This window comes from sulfur-oxidizing endosymbiont of Gigantopelta aegis, from assembly GCF_016097415.1.
Classification (GTDB): Bacteria; Pseudomonadota; Gammaproteobacteria; order GRL18; family GRL18; genus GRL18.
Window position 1 is genome coordinate 2,773,896 of sequence record NZ_JAEHGE010000001.1, and the last position, 18,885, is coordinate 2,792,780.

16 protein-coding genes and 2 pseudogenes are annotated in these 18,885 nt (G+C 37.5%); 1 reads left to right on the forward strand and 17 read right to left on the reverse strand.

The window, feature by feature from the left end:
- Positions 1–189 precede the first annotated feature (189 nt).
- The 8 genes from JEU79_RS13990 to JEU79_RS14025 form a co-directional block, all read right to left on the reverse strand.
- On the reverse strand, positions 190–1,314 hold the full coding sequence (locus JEU79_RS13990) for an IS1 family transposase (protein WP_198264592.1): 1,125 nt from the start codon (positions 1,312–1,314) through the stop codon (positions 190–192).
- Between the two features lie 71 nt (positions 1,315–1,385).
- Entirely contained in the window at positions 1,386–1,613 is a 228-nt protein-coding gene (locus tag JEU79_RS13995; RefSeq protein WP_198264593.1) for a hypothetical protein, read from the reverse strand.
- A 2-nt stretch (positions 1,614–1,615) separates the two neighbouring features.
- On the reverse strand, positions 1,616–2,230 hold the full coding sequence (locus JEU79_RS14000) for a hypothetical protein (RefSeq protein ID WP_198264594.1): 615 nt from the start codon (positions 2,228–2,230) through the stop codon (positions 1,616–1,618).
- Positions 2,231–2,501: 271 nt separating this feature from the next.
- Positions 2,502–2,993: a hypothetical protein gene (locus tag JEU79_RS14005; RefSeq protein WP_198264595.1), complete on the reverse strand. Its 492-nt coding sequence runs from the start codon at positions 2,991–2,993 to the stop codon at positions 2,502–2,504.
- Between the two features lie 124 nt (positions 2,994–3,117).
- Positions 3,118–3,327 (reverse strand): CopZ family metallochaperone, encoded by a 210-nt coding sequence (locus JEU79_RS14010; protein WP_198264596.1) that lies wholly within the window; start codon positions 3,325–3,327, stop codon positions 3,118–3,120.
- Positions 3,328–3,363: 36 nt separating this feature from the next.
- The gene (locus JEU79_RS14015; RefSeq protein WP_198264597.1) at positions 3,364–6,429 is read right to left on the reverse strand and encodes a heavy metal translocating P-type ATPase; all 3,066 of its coding nucleotides are present in this window, start codon (positions 6,427–6,429) and stop codon (positions 3,364–3,366) included.
- A gap of 160 nt (positions 6,430–6,589) precedes the next feature.
- Positions 6,590–7,009, reverse strand: coding sequence for a hypothetical protein (locus tag JEU79_RS14020; RefSeq protein WP_198264598.1), 420 nt, complete (start codon positions 7,007–7,009; stop codon positions 6,590–6,592).
- 154 nt (positions 7,010–7,163) lie between these two features.
- Positions 7,164–7,811: a c-type cytochrome gene (locus JEU79_RS14025; RefSeq protein ID WP_198264599.1), complete on the reverse strand. Its 648-nt coding sequence runs from the start codon at positions 7,809–7,811 to the stop codon at positions 7,164–7,166.
- Positions 7,812–8,022: 211 nt separating this feature from the next.
- Between JEU79_RS14025 and JEU79_RS26570 the strand changes: the two genes are divergently transcribed.
- Positions 8,023–8,439, forward strand: coding sequence for an SHOCT domain-containing protein (locus JEU79_RS26570; RefSeq protein ID WP_246540313.1), 417 nt, complete (start codon positions 8,023–8,025; stop codon positions 8,437–8,439).
- A gap of 69 nt (positions 8,440–8,508) precedes the next feature.
- Here JEU79_RS26570 and JEU79_RS14035 read toward each other — a convergent pair whose 3' ends face one another.
- The 9 genes and pseudogenes from JEU79_RS14035 to JEU79_RS14075 all read right to left on the reverse strand — a co-directional run bounded on the left by JEU79_RS14035 (position 8,509) and on the right by JEU79_RS14075 (position 18,839).
- The gene (locus JEU79_RS14035) at positions 8,509–8,997 is read right to left on the reverse strand and encodes a DUF411 domain-containing protein (RefSeq protein ID WP_246540315.1); all 489 of its coding nucleotides are present in this window, start codon (positions 8,995–8,997) and stop codon (positions 8,509–8,511) included.
- Positions 8,998–9,008: 11 nt separating this feature from the next.
- Complete coding sequence (locus JEU79_RS14040; protein WP_198264601.1) at positions 9,009–9,299, reverse strand: P-II family nitrogen regulator; 291 nt, start codon at positions 9,297–9,299, stop codon at positions 9,009–9,011.
- Positions 9,300–9,342: 43 nt separating this feature from the next.
- The gene (locus JEU79_RS14045) at positions 9,343–12,504 is read right to left on the reverse strand and encodes an efflux RND transporter permease subunit (protein ID WP_198264602.1); all 3,162 of its coding nucleotides are present in this window, start codon (positions 12,502–12,504) and stop codon (positions 9,343–9,345) included.
- Entirely contained in the window at positions 12,505–14,268 is a 1,764-nt protein-coding gene (locus tag JEU79_RS14050) for a copper-binding protein (RefSeq protein WP_198264603.1), read from the reverse strand.
- Positions 14,269–14,339: 71 nt separating this feature from the next.
- Positions 14,340–15,653 (reverse strand): TolC family protein, encoded by a 1,314-nt coding sequence (locus tag JEU79_RS14055; RefSeq protein WP_198264604.1) that lies wholly within the window; start codon positions 15,651–15,653, stop codon positions 14,340–14,342.
- A 258-nt stretch (positions 15,654–15,911) separates the two neighbouring features.
- Positions 15,912–16,304, reverse strand: a pseudogene (locus JEU79_RS28660) (PepSY-associated TM helix domain-containing protein); the annotation flags it as partial.
- 120 nt (positions 16,305–16,424) lie between these two features.
- Positions 16,425–17,078 (reverse strand): annotated as a pseudogene (locus JEU79_RS14065) (IS3 family transposase); the annotation flags it as partial.
- 30 nt (positions 17,079–17,108) lie between these two features.
- Complete coding sequence (locus JEU79_RS14070; RefSeq protein ID WP_198264606.1) at positions 17,109–17,429, reverse strand: transposase; 321 nt, start codon at positions 17,427–17,429, stop codon at positions 17,109–17,111.
- A gap of 219 nt (positions 17,430–17,648) precedes the next feature.
- Complete coding sequence (locus JEU79_RS14075; protein ID WP_198264607.1) at positions 17,649–18,839, reverse strand: porin; 1,191 nt, start codon at positions 18,837–18,839, stop codon at positions 17,649–17,651.
- Between the last annotated feature and the right edge of the window lie 46 nt (positions 18,840–18,885).

Below are 18,885 nucleotides of genomic sequence, written 5' to 3' on the forward strand. Positions count from 1 at the left end.
GTTAAGTATAGCCACATTAGTGTTCTTTTTGCTGATCTGAAAAATAGTTCCTGGAATCATTTAAAGTTCTCCGCTTTTCATCAACAGTTAAATCCTTTGTTATTCGAACATAAAAAGCATCACAGCTTCTATTTTTTATTTCGTTATGGAAAGCTGTTAAGCAGGTTGCTCTCATTCCAGAATCTTGATCTAAAAAGAATCTGATTTTTTCAACACCACTGAACAATTTATGTATAAAAAGAAATGTCCATACATCGTATATTCAGAATGGATCTGCATTCCATTTTGAGGCAATTTTTGTACTTGATAGAGAGCTTCTGATTCTTCTATATCATCACGAGAAATTGCATCCTTGTATGTTGCTGATATATCGGCACTTAAAGATGATCCATTTGTCTTTTTGGATCTTGAATTTTTCACACTCTCTTTATAATCACCATTCAACCAGAATCTTGCATGTTTTCGATAGGCGTATTGGGCATTATAATCATTAACAGATAAAGCATTTTCTTCTATTTCAATAGGGCTAATACAAGGATCATAGTTTAAATTCATTTGAAATACGTAGCCCGTTTCATTGTCAGCACTACCGATTGCTGAAAGTTTAATATTTCGTTTATCTTCTCTTGTCCAATTAACAATATATTCCTGTCTATCCACGCTAACATAAAGTCGCTTTATATTGCTTTTAATTAACCTCTGTTCTCTTTCTGATACAAAGGTCATGCACTGTTTATGCAGAAAATCAATTTTTGCATAAACAGTCGCCATACCAACATCAGCAACTTCACAGATTCGCCTTAAAGGGGATTTATTCATTAGAAGTTTGAAAATAAGATTGTTTTTATGAGGCTGTTTTTGACCAGTTGTAGATTGTTTAACTGAAAATGTTTTCTTACAAGACTTGCATCGATAACGACTAGAACCTGATTTTGTTTTCCCAAAAGACTGGTAAAATTCTTTTCCTAACTTAATACTAATGAGATTATTTTTACATGAATTATCAGGGCATGACACCTCTGGAGTTTCTTTTAAATATTCTTCAATTCGCTGTAATTCATCCCAAATTCCTTGATTGCTCTTAACTGGGAATAACTCATTACAAGACTTGCAAATCAGTTTAGTAACTGGCTTTCGACTACCACTTGATAATTTGTAGCAGTCTTTTTGTGATTTATGGAGTTTAACTTGGCTTTCTGTGCTGGCAGGAACACCATAATTTTGGCACAATGGATTTTTGCAAAAATTAACCTGAATATCGTTAATTTCAACTGGAATTCTTGGTTGTTTTATATCAGAAGATATTTTATCCATTTAGATATCCCCTTAAATGTTGATTTTACAAGAATAATAGCTTAATTTATCGCATTTATCAACACCTTTATTTATCGGCTTGTATTTCTAATGGGGGTTCGAAAAGGAACGACATTATCATCTTCTGCTACTTTCATAATAGATTCAGCAGCACGAATATGAGATTGTACGGTATAAACGGCAGCCACTTGTGCCATACGTTTTCGGTCTTTTTTCTCTCCCTGACTCAGACGACCTTTGAGCTTCTTATTCTTCTGGGCATTTTTCTTTGTGCATTCTCTTAAACCTTCAGGTCGCATAACTATCCCTTTCCATCAAAGGTTAAGACCAGAAAATCTGATGTTTTTTCGGGTTCAATAAATCGTTTTTTCTTATAAAAACCTTCAAAATCCTGAGCAACATCTCTCACTATATTGAGGCACTGTCTTTTGGGCACATGACCAGCAGTTGTACTATCAATACTTTCAACGACATCATCGAATGAACCTCGAATGGCTTCTTTAGACACTCTGAAATAAATACCATCACTGTAACTGTTAGTTGATAAATTCAGTTCAGCATCAATAGGAAATAAACTGTCTTTATTTCTTTGACTATAACCATTTCTGGTGGCAGTGACCTGACCAAACAAACTATTCAGCGAACGATGGGTGTTTGTACGGACATAATTCAGCTTGTCTCCTGAAACGGTGTTAACACAGCTTCTTTTTTCCTCGTTGGCGGCTTTTAAATCTAGCCAGCCCTGCAGTAGTCGTCTTAAAATTTCCTGACCTTCCTTGTTAATAAAATCTTCTATGTCACCATGTTCACAATTTTTATGTTTATCTGTTTGTAATTGTTTAATCAACTGTTCAAGTTGATCCTGAGCACCAAAAAAGAATGAATAATCGTTTGAATTTAGGTATGCTATGTTCATGAGAGAGGTCTTTTTATTGGGTTATGAAACTAAGAAGCTTATAAAACAATATTTTGATCTTTCTCTTTTCATTTTTCAAGCATTAACTATTGAATTTATTGTTTATTTTCATCGTTTTAGAAGATCTGCACCCAAACGATTTTGATGCGGTTCGTTCCTCACCACATCCTACTAATGTAAAGACAAATGGCTTATTTTATCATTCCAAATTAAAAAGGATGAATAAGTCTAAGCAAATCCACCCTTCATGATCACAAAACAGCCAATCTTATTAGTGCTTATGGTCACCATTTGATGAGCTGTTCATATTACCCATCATTGGCATAGAACCCATCATACCTTGCATTTTAGTCATGTGAGAATCTAACATAGCCTGACGCTTAACCGCATCAGTTTCATTGGTTATTGTCATCATTTCAGCCTGCATTGCCTGACGTTTTTGCATCATTTCAGGTGACATTTTCATACCTTTGTTAGCCATCATTCCACCCATCATACCCTGCATTTTTTGCATGTGAGCCGACATCATATCCTGACGAGTCTTAAGATCAGGCTCTTTTTGTATCTGCATCACTTCAGCACGCATTGCCTGACGTTTTTGCATCATTTCAGGTGACATTTTACCTTTACCCATACCACCATTCATAGGCATTGAGCCATCATTCATACCTGAGTGATCCATACCTGAGTGATCCATAGCGGCATAAACAACAGCAGAGCTGGCTAGTAGTGTCGATATTGTCAATGTTAGTAATTTTTTCATTGGTATCTCCGTATTGATATATTCATATTAATTGATAATAAATTTGTGTTGAGTCCATTATATGACAAAACAATTACGTAAAAGTGTCATAAACATTAAATATTTGTAATGTTGGGATAGAATATTAATTAACTAATTCAGCTTCATAGCCAGCATCAATTATAGCTGCAATTGCAGCATCACTGCTCATATCGCCTGAAATGTTTGCCGCACCAGGCTCTAAAGTCACTTCAACCTCTTCAACACCTGATACATCTTTTAAGGCCTTAGTCGCTTTCATCACACAGTGATTACAAGACATTCCGGTGATTTTTAAATTAATAACATTTCTCATAATATTCTCCTATTTTTAAATTCTTTATATTTGAACTTAAGGTTTAAAAAATCTTAATCGATTGGCATTGGCCACAACAGTGACTGATGACATGGCCATAGCAGCGCTTGCAAACGCTGGCGCTAATAACCAACCCGTTAGAGGGTAAAATACTCCTGCTGCTAAGGGTATGCCAATGACATTGTAAATAAATGCACCAAATAAATTTTGTTTTATATTTCTTATAGTTGCCGTGGAAATAGCGATTGCTGTACCGACATTCATTAAAGAGTTTCCCGCCAAGGTAATATCAGAATTTTCAATAGCAACATCAGTACCACTACCAATTGCAAAACCGGTATTAGCCTGTGCTAAAGCAGGTGCATCATTCACGCCGTCGCCTACCATTCCAACCAAAAATCCTTCTGCTTGTAATGCTTTAACAATTTTTAATTTATCTTCCGGCATCACTTGGCTATGTACTTCTTCGATACCTAATTCATCAGCAACAGCCTGAGCTGTTTTATGGCTATCACCTGAACACATAACCACTTTAATATTCTTTTGTTTCAAGTTTGCAATGGCTGCAGGAGTATCCGCCCGAATGGGGTCTTTTAAAGCAATTAAACCCAACAACTGTTGCTCACTCGCAAGCCAGATGGGTGTCGCTGAAGATTCTGCAAGCTTTTCAGCCTGTGACTGCAATTCTTCAGAGACTTTAACCTTGTTGTCCAGCATAAAGGCTAAATTACCTAATTGAATATTGCTATTTTTTACTATAGCTTGCACTCCCCTGCCTTCCACAGCTAAAAAAGAATCAATATCTAATAAAGCAATGCACCTTTCGTCACTCGCTTTAAGAATAGCTTCGGCGAGAGGATGTTCAGAATTTGTTTCAAGTGACGCTGCTAATTGTAAAAGACTATTCTCATCAAATTCCTGTAAATCATCCTTGGTGTCTTCTAAATCAGGATTAACAATAATTTTTGTCACTGTTGGACGTCCCTGAGTTAAAGTACCTGTTTTATCAACAACGATATGAGTTAAGGTACTAGCTGTTTGCAGGGCATCAGAGTTTTTAATTAGAATGTTGAGCTGTGCGGCTTTACTGGTTCCCATCATTATGGCAATGGGAGTTGCAAGACCCAGAGCACAAGGACATGCTATCACTAAAACAGCGATTCCCGCTGTAAGAGCATAGGCAAGTTGTGGTTCAGGGCCAACAAAGAACCAGATAAAAAATGTACTAATAGACACTACAATAACAATAGGCACAAATACTGATGCAATTTTATCCACCATTCGACCAATAGCAGGCTTGGTCATTTGAGCCTGTTTCACCATATTAATAATCTGTGATAAGGTCGTATCATCGCCCATTTTATTTACAGCGAAAATAAAACTACCCGATTTATTAATTGTACCACCGGTCACTTTATCGTCGATCGATTTCTTAACAGCTAAGGGTTCTCCGGTCAACATAGACTCATCTACCGTTGAAGAACCTTCCACAATACTACCATCAATTGCAATCCTTTCACCCGGTTTAACCTTGATTAAATCCCCCATTTGTAAGAGTGATACGGGTAAGGTAACATCGCTATTCTCATAAATAATGGTCGCAGTTTTAGGCGCTAACTCCACGATACTGGCGATTGATTCACTCGTAGTACGTTTTGCTTTCACTTCCAAGGCGTGACCAAACTGTAGAAATGCTAAAATAATGACTCCTGCGTCAAGGTACAAATGCCCTCCCCCTGGTATAAATTCAGGGTCAATGATAATAAGTAAGGATGAAAGCCATGCAGCTGATGTGCCTAAGGCAACTAGAGTATCCATATTAGACGATAAGTGTTTCGCTTGTTTTACTGCAGTTATATAGTAATTTCGACCACTGAACCACATCGTAAAAAGGCAAACCAAGGCAACAATAAACCAAAATAATTGCGTACTAATACCATAAAACTGCGTATTACTGCTGAGTTCTGGAAACCAGTTAAAATGCTCAGCAGTCATCAGTGTTGCGCCCACACTACCTGCCCAAATCGCACGTTGCCATGATTTGCGTATTTCTATTTTCGTTTTTCTAGCTTGCTCAAAATAAGGATTTTCATACTGCTCATTAATTGTTGCATCGATGCCAGCATTTTTAAGAATGACTAGTAATTTTGCTGGATGCAAGGTGCTGGTGATTTTAACAGTAATATCATTCTTTGAGTCAAGAAAGTTTGAGTCAAGAAAGTTTAACTCAGAAATATCAGCTTTTTCATCGGCTGAAGACGTTTTTATATAAGATGAAAAACATGCATTGACTTTATCTTTCAATAAGGTGAATTCTTTTTCATTTTGAACGTTTTTTAAAATGATTTGATAAGCATTACTGGTTTTTTTTTGTTCAATTAAATGTGCATCATAACCTTGATCAATAATCGCATTAATAACACTTTGTGGCTCACCACCTAATATCTGAGCGGTCTTTTCAAGTAGATTGACACTGCCTTCAATCACACCCGATACAGACATAATGGCTTTTTCTACTGATGAGACACAACTGGAACAGGTCATATCTTCAATTAAAATGGCATAGTAGTGATTTGATTGCGTTGATTTTGTTTGTTCTTTTATACTGGCATTATAGCCTTGATCAATAATCGCATTAACAACCTCTGTTGCCGAACCACCATGAACCTGGGCAATGTGTTCAAGTAAATTGACAGCAACATCGCTCACACCAGAAACGGATAATATGGCTTTTTCAACACTTGAAACACAACTAGAACAGGTCATATCTTCAATGTTAATAATATAAGGTATAGAGACATCGTTAACGTTAGGGGTAATATTCATTCTGTTGCTTACAGTTTTAGAATCATCTGAACCATTAATGTCACAGGATTCTGGAATGTCTGCAATGGGATGTGCAGGATAACCTGCCAGTGTTATAGCTTCTATGACTTCATGTGGTAAACCACCTTTAATACGAGCCAGGGAATTCTCTAAATCGACATCAATTGACTCGACATTACTTATAGCCAAGGCCGCTTTGCTGACACTCGCTACGCAATGTTCACAAGTCATATCTTCGATACCAATAGAATATGATTTGGTTTGATTTTCACTCATAGATAAACCTGATTAATTAAACTGAATTCTGGATGCTAAATTAGCTGAATATTATCGCATTATTGATAGCGTCTAACAATCAGCAAGGCATTAAAAAAGCCTCGAGTTTTTAAGGGCTCGAGGCTTTTTTGTTTAGACTCAAATAAAACCGAGTTAAAACTTAACGAAGTTGGTATTCATCAGCAGCTTCATCCCAAACAAAAACAGAATCAGGAGCAGATAAAATGACTTGACTGACAACAACTTGCTCCATCATAGCTTCAAGCATGCTGATGCGAGTTTCCATTTTTGACATTTTATCCATGTGATCCTTACCCATCATTGAATTCTTATCACCTTTCATCGTACTCATCATAGCACTCATACCCTTCATGTGCGTTTTCATCATTGATTTACGCTTGGCAGGATCTTTTTCTTGCTGAATTTTTTTCATATCCGCTTTCATTGACTTCATGCTAGCGCTCATATCGCTTGACATGCTCATAGCCATACCATCAGAATGCTTATGATCATCGCCTGCATAAGCCATAGTGCTAGTGGCCAAAACTAGTGCTGTTGCAATCATTGTGATTTTTTTCATTTGTAAATCTCCATATATATAAATAAATTTTTGATTAACATCCTAAAACAAGTTAGACATTTATTAAAATATTTAACTTGTATTAAGTATATAAAATCTTATATTACACAATGATGACATGAACATTAAATATAATTCATCTTAGCTAAAACGTTTAGTGTGAGTGATTATGTCCATCATCGGCTACAGGTTTTTCTTCTACATGATGAACAGGGGTTGATTCTGAACTGCCATCATGGTGATCGCTGGTCTCACTACTGATGCTGCTTTGTTCACCATGCCCACCTGCTCCATGACTATGACCACCACCACTGGATGTAGATAATTTTGTATATTGCTCTGCTGAGTAGGACTTAATTTTTTGCAAGAAGGCTACCATACCCCATATTTGCTCATCTGTGTGAGCAGGAGACCAGGCTGGCATTCCGGTCATTTTGATGCCATTTTTAATGACCCAAAATTGAGCTTCTGGTGTGCTAGCGTATTCTTCACTAGTAAATACAGGAGGAGTAGGATATAGACCAGCATTCAATTCTGATGATTCAAGCCCTGGCGCAAGGTGACAGCCTGTGCACATTTCAGCATAATGAACCGCACCTTCTGTTATCTGTGCTGTATCAGTGAGATCAGGTACTTTAATATCAGCAGAACGGGTGCTAATGGAGCGTTTAAGAACAAATTTTAAAAACTGTTCTGTACTATTTAAGTGTTTATCATTAGCAGCGACATTGTACAATCCAAACCAGATGACCGACATGGCAATCAGTAAACCTATAACAGCAGCTATTATTATTGTTTTCATATTCTTTATTCTCTTTAATCTCAAATAATTAGTGTCAAATTTTGTACTATTTTAATTCATTTATTGTGTCGCTAACCTTACATGAACATTACATTTAATTAATGTTCATGTAAGGTTAAATTCACTCTGATATGTGATACTGCTTTTTATATAGACAAGCTTATTCGAAATAAATTCGATAATTATTTTCAAAAAATTGAGGTCTTTTAATATGATGAATAATGGTTTAGAGATTGAGTCAATCGGCTACCAAACCATGGGCTACGGCGCTAATGGGATTTTTTGGGTTTTATTATTTATTCTCATTGTCTGGCTTATTTCTGTTTTAATGAATAAAAAAAATAACAATCAAGATAACAGCCATGAGCAAGATGACAGCCGTGAGCAAGATGACAGCCGTGAGCAAGATGACAGCCGTGAGCAAGATGACAGCCGTGAGCAAGATGACAGCCGTGAGCGAGATGACAGCCGTGAGCGAGATAACAGACGTGAGCAAAATAACAGCCATGATAGATCTGAACGCAATAATAGCCCAGTCGAAATATTACAAAAACGTTATGCCGAAGGACGTATTAACGAAGAGGAATACAATAAACGGATGGCTCACCTGCATAAAAGTATAGACTAAAATAGCCCTATACTTTTATCAGATGATAGTTGAGATAATTTAAGCAATTCAATATAAGAAAAAATCTTTCTAATATTGATTGACCACCGCAGCCTTTCCTGACTTATCAAATTCATAAACAGAATATTTATCAACTCGATTACCTTCCATACCAGGCGACCCCATCGGCATCCCAGGTACAGCTAGACCAGTGACCTGACGTTTTTCTTGCAATAATTTTTTTATGTCATCCGCCGGGACATGGCCTTCTATCACATAACCACCAACAATAGCAGTATGACAAGACCTTGCCCCCATTGGTACTCCATTTTTGTCCTTAATTGCCGTCATATTATCAGTATCAATAGCATTTACTTTAAAACCATTGTCTTCCAGGTGAGACACCCATTTTTTACAACAACCACAAGTAGGTGATTTATACACGGTGACAACATTTTCATCAGCATAACTTTCATCTGTTTGTAAGACTAAAATCAACACAATAAAAGATACAAAGGCAGCTGAAAAAATATACATAAAAAAATTGTTTTTCTGCGCTTTATTATTGGTTTGTGACATAAAATTATTCCTTATTTTTCTGCTAATTTTTTTACATTGAGTAATTTTGAAACGGGTTCAATAGCGACTAATCCACCGCCTTCTGTCATGCTCATTGACAAATCAGCCAATACTTGAGCAATTTCATCGGCCTGTTCGATGCTGGTATAAATTTCTACTTTTAAGCTATCACACAAGCCTAATTGTAAAAAATGATTGGCATAATCACCATAGCCTTGGACGTGACTCACCGTCACACCGGGTACATTTAATTTTTTTATTTCTTCACTGATTAAATTATAATCAGTGATATTTATTAGCATAATAACTTTACAATATGACATGAGCAATAAATCTCCTTGTTACTTACGAAAGCGATGCATTTTTAGTTTCATCAGTTGAGGGACAGGCTTTAAGTGTCACTGATTTCCATAAGTAATAGATAGCAGGGATCACCAACAAGGTTAATACAACTGAGCTAAGCATTCCACCAATCATTGGTCCAGCGATACGTTGCATGACTTCTGAGCCAGTTCCCGAACTAAACATAATCGGAATTAAACCCACAACAATTGCCGCCACGGTCATAACAATAGGACGAACTCTTTGACCTGCACCCGTCATCACAGCCAATTTTACATCATCTTTAGTTAAACATTGCCCTTTACTTTGTGCATCATCAGCAAACTTACAATAGGACTGATTCAGATAAACCAACATTAACACACCAATTTCTACTGTCACACCGGCCAAAGCAATAAAACCTACGCCGACAGCAACCGACATATCAAACTTGAGTAAATACATAAGCCAGAAACCGCCAATTAATGCGAAAGGTAACGTGCCCATAATGATCATTACTTCAATAATATTTCTAAAGTTAATATAAAGCAGCAAGACAATAATACCTAGTGTTAAAGGAATAACCACTGTCAGGCGTTCTTTTGCTCGCACCATATATTCATACTGACCTGACCAGGCAAGCGAATAACCAGCAGGAAGTTCTACTTGTTCAGCCACAATACGTTGTGCTTCGGCAACATAAGAACCCAAATCACGACCTTCGATATCAACCAGCGTCCAACCATTCAATCGTGCATTTTCACTCTTGATTGCTGGTGGTCCATCAGCGACATAAATATCTGCTACATCCGATAATGCGATGCGTTGATTACTCTTAGTGACCAATGGTAGCAATCTGATTTTATCAACAGAATCTCGATAACTCTGAGGATAACGTACATTGATAGGATAGCGTTCCAAACCCTCAATGGATTGGGAAACACGCATACCACCAATAGCAGTCATAATAACCTGTTGGATATCCGCTATATTGAGCCCATAACGCGCGGCTTTATCGCGATCAATGTCTGCTTTAATATAACGTCCACCGGCGACACGTTCAGAATAAACTGAAGCCGTCCCTTCTACATCTTTAAGCACTAGCTCCAATTGTTTACCGACTTTTTCAATTTCTTTTAAGTCAGGGCCTGAGACTTTAATGCCAACGGGGGTTTTAATACCTGTTGCTAGCATATCAATTCGAGTCTTAATGGGCATTACCCAGGCATTAGTTACACCTGGAAATTTAACTAATTTATCCAGTTCTTTACGTAAACTTTCTGTGGTGACCCCCTCTCGCCATTCACTCTTTGGCTTTAATTGAATGGTTGTTTCAATCATGGTTAGAGGTGCGGGGTCAGTCGCAGTTTCTGCTCGGCCTATTTTACCGAAAACAGTTTTTACTTCCGGAATAGTTTTTATCAGTTTATCCGTTTGTTGCAGTAATTCTCTTGCTTTACCAATCGAAATACCTGGATAAGTAGTAGGCATATACATCAAATCACCCTCATCTAAGGGGGGCATAAATTCGCTACCAATTTGAGTGACTGGCCATAAACCAATTGCCAAAACAATACCTGAAATGAAAATCATTGTTTTTGGTGCATCTAAGACGTTTTTGATAATCGGGTTATATATCCAAGTCACTAGACGATTAACCGGGTTTTTATGTTCGGGTAAGATCTTTCCACGCACAAAGTAACCCATTAATACCGGCACCAAAGTAATAGATAAACCAGCAGCCATAGCCATTGCGTAGGTTTTGGTAAATGCTAAGGGAGCAAACATTTTACCTTCTTGTGCCTCCAGACTGAATACGGGCAAAAAGCTCATGGTGATAATCAATAGAGAGAAAAATAAAGGTGGTCCGACTTCAACTGACGCTTCAGCGATAATTTGCCAACGATTTTCATCGGTCAATGGTGTTTTTTCTATATGTTTATGAACATTTTCAACCATCACAATAGCACCATCAACCATGGCACCAATAGCAATAGCAATACCACCTAATGACATAATATTGGCATTAAGTCCCTGCGCATGCATAATAATAAATGCACCGAGAATTCCGATGGGCAGACTGAAAATAATGACCAGTGAAGAACGAAAGTGAAACAGGAAGATGGCACAAATTAATACCACCACAATAAATTCTTCTATGAGTTTTTCATACAAATTTTCAACTGCGTGATTAATTAATGTTGAACGATCATAAGTAGGAATGATCTCTACACCTTCAGGTAAGCCTAATTTTAATTCTTCAAGTTTTTCCTTAACCAGATCAATGGTTTTTTGAGCATTCTCACCAAATCGCATGACGACAAAGGCACCAACCACCTCACCTTCACCATTTAATTCAGCAATACCACGGCGCATTTGTGGGCCAATAATGACATCGGCAACATCTTTGAGTTGTAATGGTGTGCCATTAACGTTAAGTCCCAAGGGTACTTTCTTTATATCATCAATGCTGGTCAGATAGCCTGTTGCTGTGACCATATATTCAGCTTCACCTAATTCAAGCACTGAAGCTCCTGCTTCTTGGTTACCCCGTTGAACAGCTTTTTTAATTAAATCAAGTGGAATGTTATAAGCACGTAATTTTTCTGGGTCAACAATAATTTGATATTGTTTAACCATGCCGCCAATAGTGGCAATTTCTGACACCCCAGGGACTGTTTGCAATTCATATTTTAAGAACCAGTCTTGTAAACTACGCAATTGACTAATATCGGTTTTACCCGTTTTATCAACCAGCGCATAACCATAAACCCAGCCCACACCGGTCGCATCAGGCCCTAATTGTGAAGAGGCCGTTGCCGGTAATGAAGAGGCCACTTGACTCAGATATTCGAGTACCCGAGAACGTGCCCAATACAGATCGGTGCCTTCTTCAAAAATGACATAAACATAGGAATCACCAAAGAAAGAATAGCCACGTACGGTGATAGCCTTGGGCACTGACAACATGGCTGTTGTCAGTGGGTAAGTCACCTGATCTTCAACAACTTGAGGCGCCTGCCCAGGAAATGATGTTTTTACAATCACTTGCACATCTGATAAATCAGGCAAGGCATCAATAGGGGTTTGTTTGACTGAGTAAATCCCAAAAGCAAACATAATCAGGGTGGATAAAATAACAAAAAAGCGGTTTTTTATCGACCAATGAATAATAGCAGCAATCATTTACAGACCCTCTTTGTTCATTTCGATAATTTCAATGGAACCATCACCGTGTTTCTCAACTAAGAAATTAAATTCAGTGCCTTCTTTGAGGCTAGTTAAATCCATGGATTTAATGACCGGAAAATCCATTTTCATAGCAGGCCAACCCCAGCTTTTTACTGGTTCATGTTCCAGTTTGAGCTTTTGCGCATCAGCCATAATGGTTAAAATTTTACCTTTAATCCATGCTTGATCATTGTTCGCTTTTTTATCCATGCTATTACTATTAGTCATACCTTCAATTTCAATGAGTTCGATAGAACCATCGTTATATTTTTCGACTAAAAACTTAATATCTTGCTGTGCTTTAAGCGCATCCATGGCTATGGATTTTTTTACAGGGAAATCCATTAACATATCAGGCCAGCCCCATTCTGCGACGGCCTTATGTTGTATAGTTAACATCTTGTGCCCAGGCATTACATCAATGATTTTTCCTTCAATCCATACTTGTGTCTTATCATCAGACATCTCATCGCTGTCACTCATCTCAGCCGGCTCTTCCATTCGGTCAAAAGAAGCTGTCAGACTCGATTCTGAATCAATCAAAAATTGTGCAGAAGTAACAATGACATCATTTTCTTTCAGACCACTTAATATCTCTATAAAATGACCACTTTCACTGCCAGTTTTAACGGCAACTGACTGAAACTTTCCATCGCCAAGAGATTTAACAACTCTTTCCATCGTGCCACTGCGAATAATCGCTTCACGTTTAACAAATAATGAATTTTTGTTAAAGCTACTATGGATTATTAAACGAGAAAACATATTGGGTTTTAACAATTGGCCGGGATTATTGAAACGAATTCTAACGCGGAGAGTTCTAGTTTTTTTATCAAGTACAGGATATATGTAGTCGACAATGCCTTTCCATGATTTTTCAGGATAGGATTCCACATTCATATCCACTGTCTGCCCTTCTTTAACCCAACTACTTTGGCGCTCAAATACTTCGGCAATGACCCAAACAGTATCAATTTGTCCAATGGTTAATACATTCATCGAAGGTTTAACAAACATACCTTCGAGAATTTTCATATCCTGAATAAAGCCACCTTCTTTAGCAAAATAAGAGACACGTTGTTGAATTTTACGTGTTTTGCCTAGTCTTGCTATCTGACCCTTGCTTATCCCCAATGAGATTAAACGATCTTTTGATGCTTTGATTAAAATTCTATTTTGACTTTTTAATGCAGTCACATATTCTTCTTGGGCATTAACTAAGGTAGGACTGTAAATTTCAAATAGTTTCTGACCTTTTTTTACCACTTCACCGGTTGCTTTAACCAGTAACTTTTCTACCCAGCCTTCAACGCGTGTATGCAAATGGTAGAGTTTTTCTTCATCAAAATTAATATAACCCACGGTATCAATTTCACGATCTAGCTGGCCTTTTTTGACTGAACCAGTACGAACACCGAGATTGTTTTGTACGATGGGAGAAATTTTAACCACCCCATCTTCACCACCATCGGCTTTATAAAATGGCACTAAATCCATTCCCATAGGTGATTTGCCTGGCTTATCTCGACGATAATTGGCATCCATTGGTGCCACCCAATAAAGAACTTCTTCTTCATCTGATTTGGCCGCACCCCCAGATGATTCATCCATTGCAATCAATCCGGATGCTTGTAATTGTTCTTGTAAAAAGGGCTGTGCATAATAACCCGCAACTAAGCCAGTACTGACTAGGATAAAACCTGATAAAAGTTTATTCACATCGAAATCCTCAAATTTTCATATACCACAAAAGCTATTTTTTATAAGCTATAGTTATAAATATTATTTTTTTAAGTGCCTGTATTATTTTGCTCAAAACTGGACGTAAAATATAAAATCTTTGCTTTACTCTGCAAATGATCAACGGCAATACGACGTTCATCCAATTTGACATTCAAGTCATCAATATAAGCACGCATTACATCAGCGAAATCACCACGATCTGACTGATAGGCGAGCAGAGAAGCCTGAGTTTGTTGTTTAGCCTGAGGCATCAGCAAATTGATATAAAGTTGATGACGGTTTTGCAATTGTTCTTCAACTGCTTGTTGTTGTTGTAAGCTAGCGACAAGTTGACGCAACATACTTACTCTTTTATCTTTTAAGGCTTGTAATTTATGTTCTTTGGATAAGAGTTTTTTATCCTGTCGATTGGCCGTAAACATCGGCAAATCAAAAGTCACGCCAGCAGAGACAAAATCAGAGCGAGAGCCACCACCAAATTCTTTTGGCTTGTTGTCACGATAGGCATAGCCAACATTAAGAGCCCAACCGGGTTTAAATGCTTCTTTGGCTAAGGCAATATCTTCACGAGAAATGTCAATTTGTTTATCGATTTCTTGAATTTTAGGATGGGAGTAAAACAATTGACTCAAGGTTTCAAATTCATCACTGATTTCTGGGATACTTAACTCCGGCAATTGACTACTCAGGGCATGAGTACTGTTTTGGTCTCGCACCCAACGGGAAAGTTTAGAGCGTTGCATATTAATTTTTTGCGTGATTTTAACAATCCGATCATCCAAACGGCTTAGTTCTAATTGCGCACGAATAAGATCTTGTTGATTATTGCGTCCCACAGAAAACATCGATTGAACAATTTCAACTAATTGCGAAAAAAATCGTTGATTTTGAACAATTGTTTTTTTGGCTTCTTCCCAATAATATATCTCAAAGTAAGTTAAGCGCACTTCTTTAATAATACTTAACTTTCGATCAGCAATTTTTGATAAGAATAATTCAGATTGCTTCTGAGTTTTTGCTTGCTTGATACTTAGGGTATCACCTGAGGGGAACTGTTGGATAATACCGACCTTAAGTTGGGTCATATTTTCCTGATCAAAATCAAAGGTATCGGTGGGCATGTTTGCCAGTGCCACTTGCATCTTAGGATCATTTAATTGGCCATCAGCAATCGACTGAGCCGATAATGATTCCATTTGCCATTGTTGGCTAATAATCTCTGGTTCATCTTCAAGCGCCATCGTTTCTGCTGCTTGTAAAGTGAGGATTGGTGCGGCTAAAGCCATGTTTGAAGCGCCAATAAGATTAAAGCCAATAATCAGTGCAAGAAGCTGTTTTTTTGAATGAAACACCAAGTGCATAATAAACTCCCAAATTATAATCAATGCCTTATCGCATTAATTAATTATCATCCGTTTTAGTATAGTTATAATTTTAGAGCCTATTCTACGGCCACTACATAACACCAGCCCTTCGTGAACATTAAATAAATTTAATGTTCATGAAGGGCCTAAATGGCAAGAAGACAAGGATAAACCCTAACAGAGGGGTAAAAGTTTGAAAATAGGTCTAAGATATTATCTAAGAAGGGAGAATTAATGACATTTTATCCTTTTAGATCAGGAGCTTAAAACCCTCCTTAATCGTTTACTCCAAATCCAAACACCACTTAAAGCAAGCAGTAGTAATATTATAGCAATAAGATCCATAAATAATACACCCAATGACCCCATTATTCTTCCGGAATGTAGGTCTTGAATTAATTTTTCCAAACTGAGTTTATTATCCAAATAATGTGCCTGATAGTTTTTAATTATTATCTTAGGGACTAAATGGTTGGCAAGAGGTTCTAATGAAGCAATTAATTCATTGCTCTCATCATCTGCTATTGCCTGCCAGTTGATATATTCATCATCCGGTGAAAAAAGCTGATTATGGACCCTTATTGCATATTTCGCTTCATGCGATGGAGTACTATTAATTAAGAGAAGCTCTGAAATAGGTGTAGGTAAGCCCTTTTCACTATCAAGTGATGTGTCAACACTTTTCCGGACAGTTTTCTAAATATTTTTTTGGCTGTTTCAAGTGATTTTTGTCATTTTGTATTTCCTATCATTTTAGTTTCTCATAGTTTTCAAACTATGAAAGAAGCTCTCTGATACAGCATTGTCCCAGCAATTTCCTTTGCGGCTCATAGACTGAATTATGTTATGATCCGACAATATTTTTCTATGACTATCAGAGGCATATTGGCTACCTCGGTCAGTATGCCAAAGCAATCCATCCATTGGTTTACGCTTCCATATGGCCATCAGTAAAGCATCATTGACTAGCTTGGCTTTCATTCGCTCATCCATCGACCAGCCAACAATTTGCCTAGAGAATAAGTCAATGACAACCGCTAAATATAACCAGCCTTCCTTGGTGGCAATATAGGTAATATCACCCACATAGTAGCGATCAGGTTGAGAGACAGTAAACTCTCTTTCCAGTAAATTTGGAGATATACGCTTATTATGCTTGGAATTAGTCGTCGCTTTAAAGCGTCTCTTCGTTTTACAAAACAAACCGGCTTTTTTCATTAATCGACCAATTCTCCGGCGGCTTATATGAACGCCTTTTTCAGCCAGTTTTCTTTTTAAGACGACGGGTTCCATAAGTCTTGCGACTGTCTTCAAACAGTTTTTTAGCTGCTCAGTAAGCGCTTCATTTTCTTTCTCTCTATCCGTTTTAGGAGAGCTAACCCAATCATAATAGCAACTACGGAAACATCCATAAAACGGCACAGAATCGTTACCGGGTAATCTTTAGCCTGATCAGTTATCCATGCGTACTTCACAAAGTTTCCCTTGCAAAGTACGCTGTGGCCTTTTTAATAAATCACGCTCCTGAATCACTTTTGCCAATTCTTTTTTCAGACGTTTTACTTCATCATAAATGTGTTCATCACTTCTATTGGCTACCGTCTTCACCGGTTTGGAATATTTACTGATCCAGGTATGTAGAGTATTTACATTAACACCTAGCTCCCTGGCAGTCTGAGAAACGGGTTGATCCGTCTCATTAGCTAATTTGACAGCTGATTCTTTAAATTCTGATGTATAGCTTTTTATTCGGTTTTTTGTTTGATCATTCATTTTAGGTCACACTTTTTATTTGGCACCGTATGATTGAAGACTTCATTTAGAAACTCATCGGATGTTTGATACACACCCTTAGCTAAAAGACTGCTAGGAAATATAATAATTAATAAAAAAAATGACTTTGTATTTCATTATGAACAACTTATAAAAGATTGATAGACATAGAAAACTTCAGGGGTGAATAACTCCCCTGAAACTGTCACTATTGGTTAATTAAAATTGATAACCAACGCCTAGATTAATACCACTGAATTCATTTTTACCTTTGGGTGCATTCTGGCTTTGATAATCAGCTTTTAATACCACACCTTCGTCTAACCAGTAGTTAACCCCGAAATCACTTTGCTTGTATTTTGTGTCTGAAGAGCGACCCGCAGCATTATCCCACTCATTGTAACGTGCAAATATACCCCATTTTTCGGTAATTTTATAGGATGGCTCTATATACCAGCCCTTTTGCTTATCAGCACCAATAACTTTTGCATTATCACCATTAAGACTCCAACTGGCATAGAGTGCCTTTAAAGTGACATCCTTAAGGGTATAAATAACATGTGATTCAAAACCATTTAAGCTATCAGAGCCACTGATTTGACCCTGGTTATAATCATCCTGATAAAAACCTGAAAGTGAAAGTTCAAGTCCTGACATACCGGTATACTTGACACGCCCAGCCATCGCCACAGAATCAGCCTTGGCCTGAGAAACACTTTGACGTCCCTTACGAATTTTAAAGTTATTTGCTGCTGTTAGATACAAGCCTGAAGTAACAGATACATCAGTACTGATGCCATTTTCAAAATGAGAGCTCAAACCCACTCCACCTTCCCACCAAGTTGCAGGAATAATATTCTTTTCCACGGGATTTCGTTCGGTACCATAAAAAGTTGTTGGCTCATGGCTTTCATTAATAATACCAAAGGGCATTAAAAAGACACCTGCCTTGGCACTATGGCTATCATTCAAGTCATATTCCACATAGGCTTGCTCAACTTCAACTTCACCATTTTTGCCTTCACCTGATACGGTGTGCTCGACTTCTAATTCAGAAAAAAATCTCAGGTCATCGGTAAACTCATGACCAAAAAACAACACAAAACGATGTAAATCAATTTCTTTTTTATCATTACCACCAGTTCGGTCATTGTCTAGATTATTGTAATGTAGTTCACCATAGCCACCCACGGAGGTTTTATTAAACCACTCTTTGGTTTTGCCATAAGTTTTATCCGATTCTTCTAATGCCAGCGTTGTTGCCTCAATTTTTTCTTCATTATCATTGGCAACATTTTTTAATCGGGATATTTCCTGTTTCTGAGCATCAAGCACTTTTTGTTGTGCTTGAATCATTTTCCACATTTCTTCCATACTCGGTGTACTACCGGCCATAGATGCCTCTGCCATTGTCAGCAGCAATAATGCTGACAAAGTAATTTTGATGACTTATTCA

Coding starts and splice junctions, on each gene's coding strand:
- JEU79_RS13990 (WP_198264592.1), bottom strand. CDS start 1,314: ATGGATAAAATATCTTCTGATATAAAACAACCAAGAATTCCAGTTGAA.
- JEU79_RS13995 (WP_198264593.1), bottom strand. CDS start 1,613: ATGCGACCTGAAGGTTTAAGAGAATGCACAAAGAAAAATGCCCAGAAG.
- JEU79_RS14000 (WP_198264594.1), bottom strand. CDS start 2,230: ATGAACATAGCATACCTAAATTCAAACGATTATTCATTCTTTTTTGGT.
- JEU79_RS14005 (WP_198264595.1), bottom strand. CDS start 2,993: ATGAAAAAATTACTAACATTGACAATATCGACACTACTAGCCAGCTCT.
- JEU79_RS14010 (WP_198264596.1), bottom strand. CDS start 3,327: ATGAGAAATGTTATTAATTTAAAAATCACCGGAATGTCTTGTAATCAC.
- JEU79_RS14015 (WP_198264597.1), bottom strand. CDS start 6,429: ATGAGTGAAAATCAAACCAAATCATATTCTATTGGTATCGAAGATATG.
- JEU79_RS14020 (WP_198264598.1), bottom strand. CDS start 7,009: ATGAAAAAAATCACAATGATTGCAACAGCACTAGTTTTGGCCACTAGC.
- JEU79_RS14025 (WP_198264599.1), bottom strand. CDS start 7,811: ATGAAAACAATAATAATAGCTGCTGTTATAGGTTTACTGATTGCCATG.
- JEU79_RS26570 (WP_246540313.1), top strand. CDS start 8,023: ATGATGAATAATGGTTTAGAGATTGAGTCAATCGGCTACCAAACCATG.
- JEU79_RS14035 (WP_246540315.1), bottom strand. CDS start 8,997: ATGTCACAAACCAATAATAAAGCGCAGAAAAACAATTTTTTTATGTAT.
- JEU79_RS14040 (WP_198264601.1), bottom strand. CDS start 9,299: ATGCTAATAAATATCACTGATTATAATTTAATCAGTGAAGAAATAAAA.
- JEU79_RS14045 (WP_198264602.1), bottom strand. CDS start 12,504: ATGATTGCTGCTATTATTCATTGGTCGATAAAAAACCGCTTTTTTGTT.
- JEU79_RS14055 (WP_198264604.1), bottom strand. CDS start 15,653: ATGCACTTGGTGTTTCATTCAAAAAAACAGCTTCTTGCACTGATTATT.
- JEU79_RS14070 (WP_198264606.1), bottom strand. CDS start 17,429: ATGAATGATCAAACAAAAAACCGAATAAAAAGCTATACATCAGAATTT.
- JEU79_RS14075 (WP_198264607.1), bottom strand. CDS start 18,839: ATGGCAGAGGCATCTATGGCCGGTAGTACACCGAGTATGGAAGAAATG.